Genomic DNA, 13,677 nt, shown 5'->3' with positions numbered 1-13,677 from the left:
CAATTTGCGGCCAGCAGCGCAATTCCGAGCAGCAGCCCAATAGCCTCGGGTCGGGTGGGCGAACCCATAGTTCCCCACCTGTAAACGTCGTAGCCGCCCGTCACCAACGCACAGGTGAGGGTAACCCACGCCAGCCAAACGCTAGTTCCGATGCCCCTAAGCCTGAGGATGACCGTAAGCGACGCAGTTGCCGCTAACGCCATCGAGATCGTCGATCGCCAACCTGGGAAACTGACGTGCTGCACCCCGATCCCCAACTCGGATCGAAATCGAATGGTATAGCCGAGCGCGAGATAGCCAAGCTGTAGAGCAGCAACCCCCAAATAGGCTGCCAGCATCGTGGCAAGCCCTGCCACCGCAAATTGACGTCTATTCAACTGCGCCTCCGGAACATCGCGTAGCATCGCCGACTGGTTGGAAGTCCGCAACGGGTCGGTTCCGGAGATTGGCGAAGGCGCTAAACGCTGACCTTCGGCCTGGCCGCCCAGGGCGGACATTGGAAACGTCAGCGAGGGGTGGAAAACAGTCCTTGCACCAGTGTCGAGACTCCGTCGCCCACATACGCTCTATTGCCGTTCATAGCAGGGGCGTTTGGAGGGCGGCGTGATTCACGGTTTGAGGGCCGCCATCGCAGCGGCGACGTTTTTGATCGGCGGTCTGCCGCTGGCCGCCGCCGCGCAGCAGTCCCCCGCCACCGTCGCTGAGAGTCGGGACGGTCAGCGCGACTTCGACTGGGAGGTCGGTGAATGGACGACACGCCTGTCTCGTCTCCAGCGCCCTCTGAGTGGTTCAAACACCTGGGTCAAGTATGAGGGCGTGACTGTCGTGCGCCCTGTGCTGGGCGGCAGCGCCAATCTGGTCGAACTGAAGGTCGAAGGACCGGCTGGACGGATCGAGGGCCTGTCCTTGCGGCTGTACGACCCGGACGCCCGGCAGTGGAGCCTTAACTTCGCCGGCGGCGGGGTGCTGACTCGGCCGGTGTATGGCGAGTTCAAAGATGGTCGTGGCGTATTCTACGGACAGGACTCCTTCGGCGGCCGGGCCATCCTGGTGCGTTTCATCATCTCTGACGTGACCGCCAATTCTGCTCGCTTTGAGCAAGCGTTTTCCAATGACGGTGGGGTCAATTGGGAAGTGAACTGGATCGCCGTCGACACCCGCCGCTGAGCGCGCGCTTCGCGCGTCGCGATGTCCGCAACGGGGCGAAAGCGAAAGTCGCCGCCCTGGCGAAGCACGAGTCACCGCTCGATCTTCACCCCGTGCAGCGCCTTCCACCCGAACGTCAGCAACGGCCGCGCGTCGGCCGCGAAGTCGGCGATCACCTCCGCCAGCCCTTCCCCGCCGATCTCGGCCCCGGTCAGCGGGCGGCGCAGCAGCCAGCGCGTGCGCTTCAGGGCCGCTTCCAGCGGGCCGCCGGCCTGGTCCTCGAAGCCCTTGGGCATGCGCCGGGTCGGCTCGCCCGGTTCCAGGACCAGCCCCTTGGCGGTCAGGGCCTTCTCCACCGCCGTCCAGCCCTTGGGATCGGCGACGATCGCCCGGCGGAAGGCGTCGATGTGCGGCCGCTCGGTCAGGTAGAAGCCCGCCGCCGCGAACGGCCCGTGCCCGTAATAGCCCGCCTCGGCCGCCTGGGCCGACGGCAGGGTCGAGGGGTCCAGCGGGTCGATGGTCTCGGGGTCGAAGGCCGGCGCCGGACCGCCCTCCGGCTCGATGTGCACATAGACCAGCCCCGGCGACAGCTTCTGGCCGTCACGCGTCAGCGTGGCCGAGACGTGGGTCTTGTACGGCCGCTTGTCCTTGGAGAACCGCACGTCGCGATGGATGCGGAACACGCTCTTCTTCGGATCGCCGGCCAGCGGCAGGTCGCGCGCCGCGAAGGCGGCGTTCAGGGCGTCGATCAGGGCCGCCAGGGCCGGCTTCAGGCGGTCGTCATAGACGGCGCGGTTGGCCGTGAACCATTCGCGGTCGTTGTGGGCGGCCAGGCCGGTCAGGAAGGCCAGGTCGGCGGCGGCGAAGCCGGGGAAGGACGTGCGAGTCATGGCCGGAGGCTAGACCAGAAGACCGACGCCTGTCCCTGCTGACACCCCCTGTCAGCAACCGCGCCAAATCGGAACCTATGGAGAACAAACAGCCTTGCGCGGACGCTCCGGGCGGTGGACGGTCCGCGCCGCCCACCCCCAACCCCAAGGAGCCCGACATGAGCATCCAAGACATCGCCGCCGACCTGGTGGCCCTCTGCAAGGCCGGCAAGTTCGACGAGGCCGGCGAAAAGTACTGGGCCGACGACGTGGTCAGCATCGAGGCCATGCCCGGCGACATGGCCCGCATCGCCGGCAAGGCCGCCGTGCGCGGCAAGGGCGAATGGTGGGCCGCCAACAACGAGGTCCACGGCTTCACGATCACCGGCCCGTTCGTCAACGGCGACCAGTTCGTGGTCGGCTTCAAGATGGAGGTGACGCCCAAGGCCACCGGCGAGCGCACCACCCTGGACGAGGTCGGCCTCTACACGATCCGCGACGGCAAGATCGCCGAGGAGCGGTTCTTTTATTGAATTGAGGTCCAAGGCGCCCTCTCCCGCCGGGAGAGGGCTTCGGGACGACGCCCTACAGCTCCAGGAACGGCGCGAACCCGCCGAAGATCATGCGTTTGCCGTCGAACGGCATGTCCTTCATGTCCTGCTTCAGGCGCGGGTCGGCCATGACCTTGGCCATGATCTCGTCGCGCGAGGCCTTGTCCTTGTAGACGACCCACGAGAACACCACGGTCTCGTCGTCCTTGGCCTGGACGGCGCGCGGGAACGAGGTCAACTCGCCATAGGGCACGTCGTCGGCCAGGCATTCGACGTAGGACAGCGCGCCGTATTCCATCCACACATCGCCCCCTCGCCGGGCCATCGCCTTGTAGTCGTCGATCTTGTCCTTGGGCACGGCGATCACGAAACCATCGACATAGGACATGGCGTCCTCCTTTGGGTTACGCCCCTAGAACGAACGACCGTCCCGGATCGCGACATCGGCGGGCGAGGTTTTTTCACCTAGCCGCGCGACAAGGCGGCCAGGCGGCGCGGGTCGAACAGCGAGCGGGGCTCGGCGGCCAGCAGGCCGCGCGACCAGGCGTCCGACCGGTCCAGCCAGGCGCGCAGCCGGACCGGCGCGGCGGGATCGCGGTCGCGCAGCCGAACCAGGACGTCCGCCAGGCCGCGATCGGCGGCCAGCAGGTCGGCGCGCGGCTTGGCCAGGTCCGGCCCGTCATAGCGCTCGAACACCAGGCCCAGCCGGCTCCGCGCCGCCTGGACCATGACCACGGCCGTGGCGGTGTCGCCGCGGGCCTGAGCCGCCAGCCCGGCGCGCGCCGCCCGACGGGCGTCCTCGATCAGGTCGGCGGCGCGCAGCGGCCGACGGCCCTGGGCCGGACAGGCGGCGGGCGACAGGGCGCGGACATAGGTCGCCAGGCCGTCCAGCACGGCGGGCGGCGGCTCGGCGCCGTCGAACTCGTCGACGACCAGCCCGTGGACGAAGCCTTCCAGCGCCCGGCCCTCCGGGGCCCGCGACACCTTCAGGGCGGCGGGCGGACCGCTGAGGTCGGGGATGGGCTTGGGATTGTCGATCCCGTCGCCGCGACGGCTGCTGAACAGCGACGAGGTCACGTCGGCCGTCCCTGGCCGGCCCGAGACGCCGGGAAACTGGAAGTCGGGATTGGAGCGTCCTTCCCGGTGGCAGGACTCGCAGGCCAGGCCCGCCCGCGCCGCCTGGCCGCCCAGCAGCAGCGGCGAGCGGAAGGCGGCGCGGCCGACCTCGATCCGATAGGCGGTCTCGGCGTCGGGCGCGGGCGACAGGCACTCGGTGGGCGCCGAGCCCAGGACCTGGACGGGGTCGGCCTCCGGCGACAGCCAGCGCAGGGCCCGAAGCGGCGTTCCGGTCGTCGCGAAAGCCCCGACGACCGCCGCCCCGGCCAGGACGAGCCCTAGCGCGGCGGCTCGTGGCCCAGGTCGATCCATCGCCGCAAATCCTCCGCTTGCGGACAACCGAAGCCGCAGATGTCGTCAAGCTTGGCCAGCATGCGCCGCGCCCCGGCGATGTCGCCGCGCTCGACCTTCAGCTCGCCATAGTATTCGGTGGCCCCGCGATGGTCGGGATCGACGGCCAGGGCCTGGCGGTAATAGGTCTCGGCCCAGTCGTAGGCGCCCATCTTGCGATAGGTGTAGCCGATATAGGTCAGGACGTCGGGATGCGGCCCGAACGCCGTCTCGGCCGATCGCAGCGCCTGCAGCGCCTCGGGATAGCGCCGGTTGTTGATCAGGCCCACGGCGGCCAGATAGGACCGATCGCCCTGGGCGGCGTCGGGCGCGGGCGGCGCGACGTCCTGGAACGCGGCGGGGGCCGTGGCCGCCAGGGCCGCCTCGACCGCCTCGACGGCGCCCTTCAGCTCGGCCGCCTGGGGACAGGCCGAGCCGCAGGTCGCGGCCTTGGCCTTGAGCAGGTCGAGCTGGACCTTGGCCTTGTCGGTCTCCTTCTGCCGCGCCAGAACCACGCCGAGGGCGCGGTGGCCGGCCACGCTGTCAGGGTCCACCTTCAGCGCCTTCTCGAACGAGCGCCGCCCGGCCTTCAGGTCGCCCTGCTCGGTCTGGGCCGAGCCCATCATCAACAGCACCTCGGCGTTCCGGGGCACGACCGACAGGACATGGCCGAAGGCCCTTTCGGCGCCCTTGTAGTCCTGCCCGCGCATGGCCTCGACGCCCTTGGCGTATTCGGCGGCCACGTCGTAGCTGGGGGTCGAGACGCTGGGCATGCCTCCCATGGAGCTTCCGCCGCCGCCTCCCCCGTCGGCGCGGGCGACGCCGCCCATCGCCAGCGCCATCAGAGCCGCCGCCGCCAGGGCGCCTTCAAAACGAGCCACGCAACCCTCCCTCGATAATCGTCCAGTCTCGACGGGGCCCGTCCGAGGTCAAGCCTCCGCTTCGGTCGACTCAATCTAGGCAGACGCGCCGTCAGGGTTGAACCGTGTAGCCCGCCGAGGCCGGCACCCACAGCACGGTGTCCTGCATGTCGGGCCGGGCCACGCCGTCCATCGTGACCTCGGCGATCCACCAGTCGCCGCTGCGCCGGTAGGTGGTGCAGACCTCCTTGCCCAGCACCGTCGCCATCGACTCCTGCAACTGGGCCCGGATCGGCGCGGCCTCCGGCTCCGGCAGCCGATGACCGCGAACCGCGATCTGGGCCTTGTCGACGCCGGACAGCGGCCCGCAGACCGCCCCGTCCCTGACCGTCACCGGCGCGACCGTCGTCATCGTCACCGGCGGCGCGTTCTGCAACAGCACCTCGGCCTTGTTCAGGATCTCGCCGTCCGCCCCGAAGCTGTAGCCGCCCATGGCGCGGCAGGTCTTGCGGACCGGATCGGGACCATAGCACTGCAGGTCGCCGATCCGCGCCGGGGCCAGCGGATCGGCGGCGACGGCCGGCGGGGCGGCTTGCGCCGCCACCGCCAGGAGCAGGGCCAGCATGGCTAGCCTTCCGTCTTCAGATAGATCTCCGACCCCCGCTCGCGGAACTTGTCGCTCATCTCGGCCATCCCCTGCTCGATCGAGTTGGGGGCCATGCCGGCCGCGAACTCGCGGACTTCCTGGCTGATCTTCATCGAGCAGAACTTGGGGCCGCACATCGAGCAGAAGTGCGCGGTCTTGTGCGCCTCCTTGGGCAGGGTCTCGTCGTGGAAGGCCCGGGCGGTCTCGGGGTCGAGGCCCAGGTTGAACTGGTCCTCCCAGCGGAACTCGAACCGCGCCCGGCTGATGGCGTCATCCCACATGGCCGCGCCGGGGTGGCCCTTGGCGAGGTCGGCGGCGTGGGCGGCCAGCTTGTAGGTGATGACGCCGGTCTTGACGTCGTCGCGGTCGGGCAGGCCCAGGTGCTCCTTGGGCGTCACGTAGCAGAGCATGGCCGTGCCGAACCAACCGATCATCGCCGCGCCGATCGCCGAGGTGATGTGGTCGTAGCCAGGGGCGATGTCGGTGGTCAACGGGCCCAGCGTGTAGAACGGGGCCTCGTGGCAGTGCTTGAGCTGCTCGTCCATGTTGGCCTTGATCTTGTGCATGGCCACGTGGCCCGGCCCTTCGATCATCACCTGCACGCCGTGCTTCCAGGCCACCTTGGTCAGCTCGCCCAGGGTGCGCAGCTCGGCGAACTGGGCCTCGTCGTTGGCGTCGGCGGTCGAACCCGGCCGCAGGCCGTCGCCCAGCGAGAACGACACGTCGTAGGCGCGCATGATCTCGCAGATCTCTTCGAACCGCTCGTAGAGGAAGTTCTCCTTGTGGTGGGCCAGGCACCACTTGGCCATGATCGAGCCGCCGCGCGAGACGATGCCGGTGACCCGCTTGGCGGTCAGCGGAATAAAGGGAAGTCTGACGCCGGCGTGGATGGTGAAATAGTCCACCCCCTGCTCGGCCTGTTCGATCAGGGTGTCGCGGAAGACCTCCCAGGTCAGGTCCTCGGCCACGCCGTTGACCTTCTCCAGCGCCTGGTAGATCGGCACGGTGCCGATCGGCACCGGGCTGTTGCGGATGATCCAGTCGCGGATGTTGTGGATGTTGCGGCCGGTCGACAGGTCCATGACCGTGTCGGCGCCCCAGCGGGTGGCCCAGACCAGCTTGTCGACCTCGTCGGCGACGGTGGAGAGCACCGCCGAATTGCCGATGTTGGCGTTGATCTTGACCAGGAAGTTGCGGCCGATCGCCATCGGCTCCAGCTCGCCGTGGTTGATGTTGGCCGGAATGATGGCCCGGCCGCGGGCCACTTCCTGGCGCACGAACTCCGGGGTCACGAAGTCGGGGATGCTGGCGCCGAAATCCTCGCCGTCGCGCACGCACGGGGCGTTCTGCTCGCGGCGCAGGTTCTCGCGGATGGCGACATATTCCATCTCGGCGGTGATGATCCCGGCCCGGGCGTATTCCAGCTGGGTGACCAGCTTGCCATGGCTTCCCTTAAAGATCGGGCGCTTGGCGGTGAACTGCGGGGCCAGGTGCTTGCCCTGGGCGAAGCCGTTGTCCTCGGGCTTGACCTCGCGCGGATTGAGCACCGGCTCGACGTCGCCGCGGGCGACGATCCACGGTTCGCGCACGCGGTGCAGGCCCTGCTCGATGTCGATCTTGGCGTGCGGGTCGGTATAGGGGCCCGACGGGTCGTAGATGGTGACCGGCGGCTCGTTGGCGCTGGGATGGACCTCGACCTCGCGGAACGGCACCCGGATGTCGGGGAACAGCGAGCCGGCCTGGTAGACCTTGCGCGAACCGGGGCGCTCCCCGGTCGGGATGGCGCCGATGGCGTCTTTGATCGGCAGTTGAACGTTCATTTCGGGCGCTCCTCAAGCTTCAAGGAGACCCGGACGTGTCGCGCTAAGTCGGTCTACGGACGGGTTTTCAAGGCCGCGTCCGCGTTCCCTCCCTTCGCCGGCATGACCCGGATCAGGTTCTACGGGTCAGGGCCGGAGCCCAATCTCAGCCGCGCGAAGCGGCCCCCCGGTGAACGAGGGGACACTAGGCCGACTGACGCGCGGGTCAAGGGCGGCCGTGAAACCGGCCAGGTGGAGGCCCAAAGCTTCGCCATGCGTTGTTACGCCGCACCGGCGTTCGGCTCCCGCTAACAGGTCGTTGATACAAAACATCAAAGCTCGACAACCAGGAAACCTTGAGAGGACGCGAAAGATGGGGGAACCGAGGCCGAATGACCTCGGATCGGGCGCGGGATCGGCGCCGGCGGCCCCCGTGGGGAACCACGGGGGTCCGGCCAAGCCGCGTCCCGTTTCGACGCCGAAGGACTTCCGGCGCGCCCAGGACCGGATCAGCCAGGCCGCCGCCGAGCTGGCCCTGGCCGAACAGAACCGGCGGTTCGACGCCGCGCTGAACCACATGCCCCATGGCCTGTGCATGTTCGACGCCGAGACGCGCCTGATCCTGTGCAACGCCGCCTATCGGCGGCTGTACGCCCTGCCCGAGCGCCTGACCCGCCCCGGCACCCCGCTGCAGGACATCCTGGACCATCGGGCCGCCACCGGCTCCGCTCCGGTCGACTGGGTGGAATACCGCGACATCCCCGTCGAATCCGCGCTCCGGGGCGGCGACCTGATCAACCGCCACGTCCCGCTCGAGGACGGCCGGACCATCCAGATCACCCACAACCCGATGGCCGGGGGCGGCTATGTCGCCAGCCACGAGGACGTCACCGAGATCCTGGCCGCCGCCGCCGACCGGCACCTGGCGCGCCACGATCCGCTGACCGCCCTGCCCAACCGCGTCCTGCTGCGCGAGCGGCTCGACCGGGCGCTGGCCCGCCCCGGGCGGCAGGCCCCGCTGTCGGTGCTGTGCGTGGACCTGGACCATTTCAAGGAGGTCAACGACACCCTGGGCCATCCGATCGGCGACGACCTGCTGCGCGCCGTGGCCGGGCGGCTGTCGGCCTGCGTGCGGGAAAGCGACACCGTGGCCCGCCTGGGCGGCGACGAGTTCGTCGTGCTCCTGCCCGACATCCAGGGGCGCAGGCAGGCCGAGGACCTGGCCCGGCGGCTGATCGACGCGGTCGGCGCGACCTTCGAGATCCAGGGCCACCGCATCGCGATCGGGGCCAGCGTCGGCCTGGCCATGGCGCCGGAGGACGGCGACCAAGCCGAGACCCTGTTGGCCAACGCCGACCTCGCCCTCTACCGCGCCAAGGCCGACGGCCGCGGGACCGCCCGCTTCTTCGAGCCGGGGATGGACGCCCTGGCCGCGGCGCGCCGCGAGCTCGAGCAGGATCTTCGCGAGGCGGTCCGGGCCGAACGGTTCGAACTGCACTACCAGCCGGAGGTCGAGACGCGGACCGGGGCGATCGTCGGGTTCGAAGCCCTTCTGCGCTGGAACCGCCCGGGCCACGGCATGGTCCCCGCCGCCGATTTCGTCGCCCTGGCCGAGGAAACCGGCCTGATCGCCGGCCTGGACGAATGGGCGATCGGGCGGGCCTGCGCGGACGCGTCCGGCTGGTCCGAGCCGATGCGGGTGGCGGTCAACCTGTCGCCGGCGGCGTTTCGGAGCCGGACCCTGCTCGACACCGTGGCCGGCGCCCTGGTCGCCTCGGGCCTGACGCCGGCGCGCCTGGAGCTGGAGATCAGCGAGTCGGTGCTGCGCGGCGACGGCGAGCGGGCCCTGGCGACCTTGCACCAGCTGCGCGGCCTGGGCGTGCGCATCGCCATGGACGATTTCGGGGCCGGCTACTCGTCGCTCGACTGCCTGCGGCTGTTTTCGTTCGACAAGGTCAAGATCGATCCGTCGTTCATCGCCGGCCTGTCGCAGCCCGGCCCCTGCGCCGCCATCATCAAGGCGGTGACCGATCTGGGCGTCGGCCTGGGCTTCGTCACCACGGCCGAGGGCGTCGAAACCGCCGACCAGCTGGCCCAGTTGCGCGAGGGGGGCTGCGACACGGCGCAAGGCTACCTGCTCGGCCGCGCCGGGCCGGCGGACGAGATCTCCGCCCTGTTCGCCGAGCCGAAGAGACGGGCGTAGGAGGGACCGCGCCCTACAGCGTCCGCGCCTCGAAGGTGTCGCAGGCGCCGGGGTCGCCGGCGTCGTAGCCCTTGCCGAACCAGCGCATGCGCTGGGCGCTCGTGCCGTGGGTGAAGCTGTCGGGCATCACCCGGCCCTGGGCCTGCTCCTGGATCGCGTCGTCGCCGACCGCCGCGGCCGCGCCCAGGCCGTCCTCGATGTCGGCCCGGGAGATCTGGATGCCGCCGCCCGAGGCCTCGGGCGCGTGGCGGGCCCAAACGCCGGCGTAGCAGTCGGCCTGCAGCTCCAGCCGCACCGAGCCGCTCTGGGCGCCGCGCGCGCCCAGCCGCCGGGCCTCGTCCGAGGCGCCGGTCAGGCTCTGGATGTGGTGGCCGATCTCGTGGCTGATCACATAGGCCCGGGCGAACTCGCCCTTCGCCCCGAACCGGGTCTCGAGCTCGTTCCAGAAGCTGAGGTCCAGATAGACCTTGTGGTCGGCCGGGCAATAGAACGGCCCCATGGCCGACTGGCCCGTGCCGCAGCCGGTGCCTGTGGCCTGGTCGTAGAGCACCACCGCCGCGGGCGGGCGATAGTTCACGCCGTGCTTGGCCAGCAGCGAGCCCCAGACGTCGGTGTTGGAGGTTTCGATCACGTCGACGAACTGGCCTTCGCGGTCGCTGACCTGGCCGCGCGCGCCTTCCTGGACGGCGGGCTGCTGGGCGCCGTTGACGGCGTTCATCGTGGTCTCGGGCGGAACGCCGAACACGAAATAGCCGATCACCGCCAGCACCACCGCGCCGATCCCGCCGCCGGCGACGCCCACCGGGCCCAGGCCGCGGCGGTCCTCGATATTGCCTTCGCGGCGTCCCCCTCCCCATTCCATGCGATCGGTCTCCTTGCGGCTTTGGTCGAAGGCGTCACGACGCCGGCTTGATGGCCCGCAGGCGCGCGTTGCTGGCGGCCAGGGCCTGGTCGGTCAGGCGGTCCATCCGCGCGATGTCGGCGGCCATGGCCTCGGCGCTGGTCCCACGCGGCGGGGTGGGCGAAAGGGCCGGCCGCAACGCGGGATGGGCCGGCGGCGTCGCCGACGCCTCCAGCGTCCGCAGGGCCGATTGGGCCGCATAGCGGCTCTCGGCGGCCGATCGCTCGCGCTGGGCGGCCAGGGCGTTCTGGCGGGCGATGTCCTGCTGCTGGAGGATCTCGTCGCGCTTGCGCAGGGCTCGCAGGTCCGCCTGGGCGAAGGCGGACCCGCCCAAAGCCACGCTCAGGCCCGCCGCCAGGATCATCGCGCCGATCGCCTTCATGCCGTCAGGCCTCCGATTCAGGACTCTAGATATAACGCCTGCAATGCGTCGTGTTCAGGGCCGCCTGACGGTGAAACGCGTGAGTTCCTTTTTGGGCGCGTCCCAATCGGGATCCAGCTCGGCGGCCTTGGTGTAGTCGCGATAGGCCGCCGTCACGTCGCCCAGGTTCTCGTGGGCGATGGCGCGGTTGAAATAGGCCTTCTGCGGATCCTTGACGCCCAGGGCCAGGCCCTGGTCGATCTCGACCAACCCCTCGCCATAGCGGCTGGACCCCACATAGGCCGCGCCGCGATTGACATAGGCCTCGCCCAGGTTGGGGTCGATCTTCGAGGCGGCGTCGAAGTCGCTGACCGCGCCGGCGAAATCGCGCTGGCGCATATGCAGCACGCCGCGGTTGACATAGGTGCGGGCCAGATCGCGGAAGCCGAGGATCTCGGTCTCCAGGGCCAGGGTGCACTTGGTCACCGAGGCGTTGTCCGAGCGGCCGCCGATCGCGGCGTCGGCGCATTCCTTGGCCGCGCCGCCGCCGATCACCAGGGTCGAGGCGCCCGCCGGCGCCGCGCACAGCAGGGCCGCCAAGAGGCCGGCCGCCCATCGAAGGCCCGTGATCGAAGCCATGACCGCCTCCCGCCGGGTCGTGCTTTTCCGATCGGGAGCATAGCACGCGCCCGCCCGAGCCTGTAGGGAATCGGCCGACGCCCGCCCTCCGCCACGAAGGACGCCCATGCACCTGGCCCGCTTCCCCCGCGCCCGCTTCGCCCACCTGCCGACCCCGCTGGAGCCCCTGCCCCGCCTGGGCGCCGCGCTGGGGATCGACCTGTGGGTCAAGCGCGACGACTGCACCGGCCTGGCCGGCGGCGGCAACAAGACCCGCAAGCTGGAGTTCCTGCTGGGCGAGGCCCTGGCCCAGGGCGCCGACACCCTGGTCACCCAGGGCGCGGTGCAGTCCAACCACGTGCGCCAGACCATCGCGGCCGGCGCGCGCTTCGGCCTGAAGAGCGAGATCATCCTGGAGGAGCGCACGGGCTCGAGGGCCAGCGACTATGTCGGCAACGGCAATGTCCTGCTGGACCGGCTGATGGGCGCTTCGATCCGCTTCGTGCCTGGCGGGACCGACATGGCCGCCGAGCTGGAGGCCTCGGCGGCGGCGGTGCGCCAGCGGGGCGGCAAGCCCTATCTCATTCCGGGCGGCGGCTCGAACACGGTCGGGGCCCTGGGCTATGTCGACTGCGCCCGCGAACTGGTCGTGCAGGCCGACCAGATGGACCTGAAGATCGACCGCCTGGTCACCGCCACCGGCAGCGCCGGCACCCATGCGGGTCTGGTGGCCGGCTTCGCGGCGCTCAGCGTCGACATCCCCATTCTCGGTTTCGGCGTCCGCGCGCCCAAGGCCAAACAGGAGGAGACCGTCTTCAACCTGGCGGTCGCCACCGCCGGGACGATCGGCGCGGCCGGCCGCGTGAAGCGCGAGGCGGTGGTGGCCGACTGCGACTATGTCGGCGCGGGCTACGGCCTGGTCGACCAGGGCGTGATCGACGCCCTGACCCTGGCGGCCCGCACCGAGGGCCTGCTGCTGGACCCGGTCTATTCGGGCAAGGCGATGAAGGGCCTGATCGACCAGGCCCGCAAGGGCGCGTTCGCGGGCGAGCGGGTGGTGTTCCTGCACACCGGCGGAGCGCAGGGACTGTTCGGCTATCAGAGCGAATTGGAAGGGGCGCTTGTTTAGACAAGGCTGACGCACCAGAACGGTGTCATCCCGGACAAGCGCGAAGCGCGCCGATCCGGGACCGCCATGAAACGCGGCGCTCAGGCGTCGGTCCCGGGTCTCCGCTGCGCTACGCCCGGGATGACAACCGAGTTTGAGGGATAAGAGAACCATGTCCAAAACCCTCGGCGTCCTCGGCGGCATGGGTCCCGCCGCCACCCTGGACTTCCTGGCCAAGCTGCAGGCCGCCACCCCGGTCAGCCGCGAGCAGGACCACCTGCGGGTGCTGGTCGACATCAATCCCAAGGTTCCCGACCGCAACGACAGCTACGACGCGGCCGGGCCGGTGCTGGCGCAGATGGCCGTGGGCCTGCGCGAGGCCGGCGCCCAGGTGCTGGCCATCGCCTGCAACACCGCCCACGCCTACGCCGACGAGGTCCGGGCCAGCGGCCTGCCCCTGGTGGACCTGATCGAGACGGCGGGCCTGGCGGCCAAGGCCGCCCAGAACGAGAATGGCGGCGCCGAACGCGTGGGCGTGCTGGGCACCGGCGGCGCCCTGGCCCTCTATCGCCGGACCTTCTCGCACCTGGGGATCGAGGCGGTCACCCTGGACGACCACGAGCAGGTCGAGTTCATGGCCCTGCTCTATCGCCTCAAGCACGGCGACCTGGGACCGGACAGCCGCCGGACCATGGCCGCCCTCGCCCACCGCCTGGTCGGCAAGGGCGCCCAGGTGGTGGTGGCCGGCTGCACCGAGGTGCCGCTGGTGATGGGCGCGGCCGACCTGGCCGTGCCGTTCATAGACGCGACGGAGGCCCTGGCGCGGCGGTGCGTCGAGGTGTGCTTGGCCTCCGAGTGATCCTTCGGATCGTTATTCCGGCAAGACGCCGGCGAAGGTGCGCGGTTCGGGCTTGATCGTCACCTGGGTCCGGACCCCCTCGTCGAACAGCGCGCTGGCGTAGTCGAGGGCGGCCTTGTAGGCGGCCTCCTGGCTGGAATGGCGCGACAGGGTCTGCCCCCGGCGCTCGACGCACCAGTCGAAGGGTTTGGTGACCACCAGGATCAAGTCCAAGGTCTGCTCCTGACCAGGCGGCCCGACGCCGCACGTGATCCCCCGCAGACGATGATGCCCGATTCCGGCGGCCAGACTATGCAGAATGACGCAGTTT

At 70.0% G+C, this 13,677-nt stretch carries 16 protein-coding genes and 1 riboswitch; of the genes, 5 read left to right on the top strand and 11 right to left on the bottom strand.

Annotated elements, in window-relative coordinates; translation table 11 throughout:
• On the bottom strand, positions 1-497 hold a 497-nt coding region (locus tag BM066_RS26675), incomplete at its 3' end, for a hypothetical protein (RefSeq protein WP_218150917.1).
• A 106-nt stretch (positions 498-603) separates the two neighbouring features.
• On the opposite strand from BM066_RS26675, the gene BM066_RS16615 reads away from it, so the two are divergent.
• Entirely contained in the window at positions 604-1,167 is a 564-nt protein-coding gene (locus tag BM066_RS16615; protein WP_089929601.1) for a hypothetical protein, read from the top strand.
• Positions 1,168-1,238: 71 nt separating this feature from the next.
• On the opposite strand, the gene BM066_RS16610 is transcribed toward BM066_RS16615, so the two are convergent.
• Positions 1,239-2,036, bottom strand: a complete 798-nt coding sequence (locus tag BM066_RS16610) for a DUF2461 domain-containing protein (RefSeq protein WP_089929599.1) — start codon at positions 2,034-2,036, stop codon at positions 1,239-1,241.
• Between the two features lie 158 nt (positions 2,037-2,194).
• Between BM066_RS16610 and BM066_RS16605 the strand changes: the two genes are divergently transcribed.
• Entirely contained in the window at positions 2,195-2,548 is a 354-nt protein-coding gene (locus tag BM066_RS16605) for a nuclear transport factor 2 family protein (RefSeq protein ID WP_089929597.1), read from the top strand.
• 52 nt (positions 2,549-2,600) lie between these two features.
• On the opposite strand, the gene BM066_RS16600 is transcribed toward BM066_RS16605, so the two are convergent.
• The 5 genes from BM066_RS16600 to thiC form a co-directional block, all read right to left on the bottom strand.
• Complete coding sequence (locus BM066_RS16600) at positions 2,601-2,954, bottom strand: DUF1428 domain-containing protein (RefSeq protein WP_089929595.1); 354 nt, start codon at positions 2,952-2,954, stop codon at positions 2,601-2,603.
• 77 nt (positions 2,955-3,031) lie between these two features.
• A complete protein-coding gene (locus BM066_RS16595; RefSeq protein ID WP_089929593.1) occupies positions 3,032-3,994 on the bottom strand; it encodes a hypothetical protein in 963 nt (320 codons plus the stop codon).
• Positions 3,961-4,893, bottom strand: a complete 933-nt coding sequence (locus BM066_RS16590; RefSeq protein WP_143093752.1) for a tetratricopeptide repeat protein — start codon at positions 4,891-4,893, stop codon at positions 3,961-3,963. Before BM066_RS16590 ends, BM066_RS16595 begins: the two co-directional genes overlap by 34 nt.
• 91 nt (positions 4,894-4,984) lie before the next feature.
• The gene (locus tag BM066_RS16585) at positions 4,985-5,497 is read right to left on the bottom strand and encodes a hypothetical protein (RefSeq protein WP_089929589.1); all 513 of its coding nucleotides are present in this window, start codon (positions 5,495-5,497) and stop codon (positions 4,985-4,987) included.
• Positions 5,498-5,499: 2 nt separating this feature from the next.
• On the bottom strand, positions 5,500-7,338 hold the full coding sequence (gene thiC / locus BM066_RS16580) for a phosphomethylpyrimidine synthase ThiC (RefSeq protein ID WP_089929587.1): 1,839 nt from the start codon (positions 7,336-7,338) through the stop codon (positions 5,500-5,502).
• Positions 7,339-7,410: 72 nt separating this feature from the next.
• Positions 7,411-7,517, bottom strand: a riboswitch (TPP riboswitch).
• A gap of 233 nt (positions 7,518-7,750) precedes the next feature.
• On the opposite strand from thiC, the gene BM066_RS16575 reads away from it, so the two are divergent.
• On the top strand, positions 7,751-9,520 hold the full coding sequence (locus BM066_RS16575; RefSeq protein WP_177218483.1) for a putative bifunctional diguanylate cyclase/phosphodiesterase: 1,770 nt from the start codon (positions 7,751-7,753) through the stop codon (positions 9,518-9,520).
• A gap of 13 nt (positions 9,521-9,533) precedes the next feature.
• On the opposite strand, the gene BM066_RS16570 is transcribed toward BM066_RS16575, so the two are convergent.
• From BM066_RS16570 to BM066_RS16560, 3 genes are read right to left on the bottom strand one after another with little or no spacing between them, the layout of a single operon-like run.
• Positions 9,534-10,382, bottom strand: a complete 849-nt coding sequence (locus BM066_RS16570) for a KPN_02809 family neutral zinc metallopeptidase (RefSeq protein ID WP_089929583.1) — start codon at positions 10,380-10,382, stop codon at positions 9,534-9,536.
• A gap of 34 nt (positions 10,383-10,416) precedes the next feature.
• Complete coding sequence (locus BM066_RS16565; protein WP_089929581.1) at positions 10,417-10,803, bottom strand: hypothetical protein; 387 nt, start codon at positions 10,801-10,803, stop codon at positions 10,417-10,419.
• Between the two features lie 54 nt (positions 10,804-10,857).
• Positions 10,858-11,421: a tetratricopeptide repeat protein gene (locus tag BM066_RS16560; RefSeq protein ID WP_089929579.1), complete on the bottom strand. Its 564-nt coding sequence runs from the start codon at positions 11,419-11,421 to the stop codon at positions 10,858-10,860.
• Positions 11,422-11,527: 106 nt separating this feature from the next.
• Between BM066_RS16560 and BM066_RS16555 the strand changes: the two genes are divergently transcribed.
• Together BM066_RS16555 and BM066_RS16550 are read left to right on the top strand one after the other, a co-directional pair.
• On the top strand, positions 11,528-12,529 hold the full coding sequence (locus BM066_RS16555) for a D-cysteate sulfo-lyase (RefSeq protein WP_089929577.1): 1,002 nt from the start codon (positions 11,528-11,530) through the stop codon (positions 12,527-12,529).
• Positions 12,530-12,680: 151 nt separating this feature from the next.
• A complete protein-coding gene (locus BM066_RS16550) occupies positions 12,681-13,367 on the top strand; it encodes a cysteate racemase (RefSeq protein ID WP_018061297.1) in 687 nt (228 codons plus the stop codon).
• Between the two features lie 12 nt (positions 13,368-13,379).
• Here BM066_RS16550 and BM066_RS16545 read toward each other — a convergent pair whose 3' ends face one another.
• The gene (locus BM066_RS16545) at positions 13,380-13,580 is read right to left on the bottom strand and encodes a hypothetical protein (protein ID WP_026176426.1); all 201 of its coding nucleotides are present in this window, start codon (positions 13,578-13,580) and stop codon (positions 13,380-13,382) included.
• Between the last annotated feature and the right edge of the window lie 97 nt (positions 13,581-13,677).

Source organism: Caulobacter sp. UNC279MFTsu5.1 (genome assembly GCF_900114015.1).
Taxonomy (GTDB): domain Bacteria; phylum Pseudomonadota; class Alphaproteobacteria; order Caulobacterales; family Caulobacteraceae; genus Caulobacter.
The sequence above is the reverse complement of the archived record's forward strand: the minus strand, read 5'-3'. Positions and strand labels throughout refer to the sequence as shown.

What these genes read in the sequence shown, in the direction of transcription:
- BM066_RS16570 (WP_089929583.1), bottom strand. Translation starts at nt 10,382, where the DNA reads ATGGAATGGGGAGGGGGACGCCGCGAAGGCAATATCGAGGACCGCCGC.
- BM066_RS16550 (WP_018061297.1), top strand. Translation starts at nt 12,681, where the DNA reads ATGTCCAAAACCCTCGGCGTCCTCGGCGGCATGGGTCCCGCCGCCACC.
- BM066_RS16565 (WP_089929581.1), bottom strand. Translation starts at nt 10,803, where the DNA reads ATGAAGGCGATCGGCGCGATGATCCTGGCGGCGGGCCTGAGCGTGGCT.
- BM066_RS16555 (WP_089929577.1), top strand. Translation starts at nt 11,528, where the DNA reads ATGCACCTGGCCCGCTTCCCCCGCGCCCGCTTCGCCCACCTGCCGACC.
- thiC (WP_089929587.1), bottom strand. Translation starts at nt 7,338, where the DNA reads ATGAACGTTCAACTGCCGATCAAAGACGCCATCGGCGCCATCCCGACC.
- BM066_RS16610 (WP_089929599.1), bottom strand. Translation starts at nt 2,036, where the DNA reads ATGACTCGCACGTCCTTCCCCGGCTTCGCCGCCGCCGACCTGGCCTTC.
- BM066_RS16595 (WP_089929593.1), bottom strand. Translation starts at nt 3,994, where the DNA reads ATGGATCGACCTGGGCCACGAGCCGCCGCGCTAGGGCTCGTCCTGGCC.
- BM066_RS16585 (WP_089929589.1), bottom strand. Translation starts at nt 5,497, where the DNA reads ATGCTGGCCCTGCTCCTGGCGGTGGCGGCGCAAGCCGCCCCGCCGGCC.
- BM066_RS16605 (WP_089929597.1), top strand. Translation starts at nt 2,195, where the DNA reads ATGAGCATCCAAGACATCGCCGCCGACCTGGTGGCCCTCTGCAAGGCC.
- BM066_RS16600 (WP_089929595.1), bottom strand. Translation starts at nt 2,954, where the DNA reads ATGTCCTATGTCGATGGTTTCGTGATCGCCGTGCCCAAGGACAAGATC.
- BM066_RS16560 (WP_089929579.1), bottom strand. Translation starts at nt 11,421, where the DNA reads ATGGCTTCGATCACGGGCCTTCGATGGGCGGCCGGCCTCTTGGCGGCC.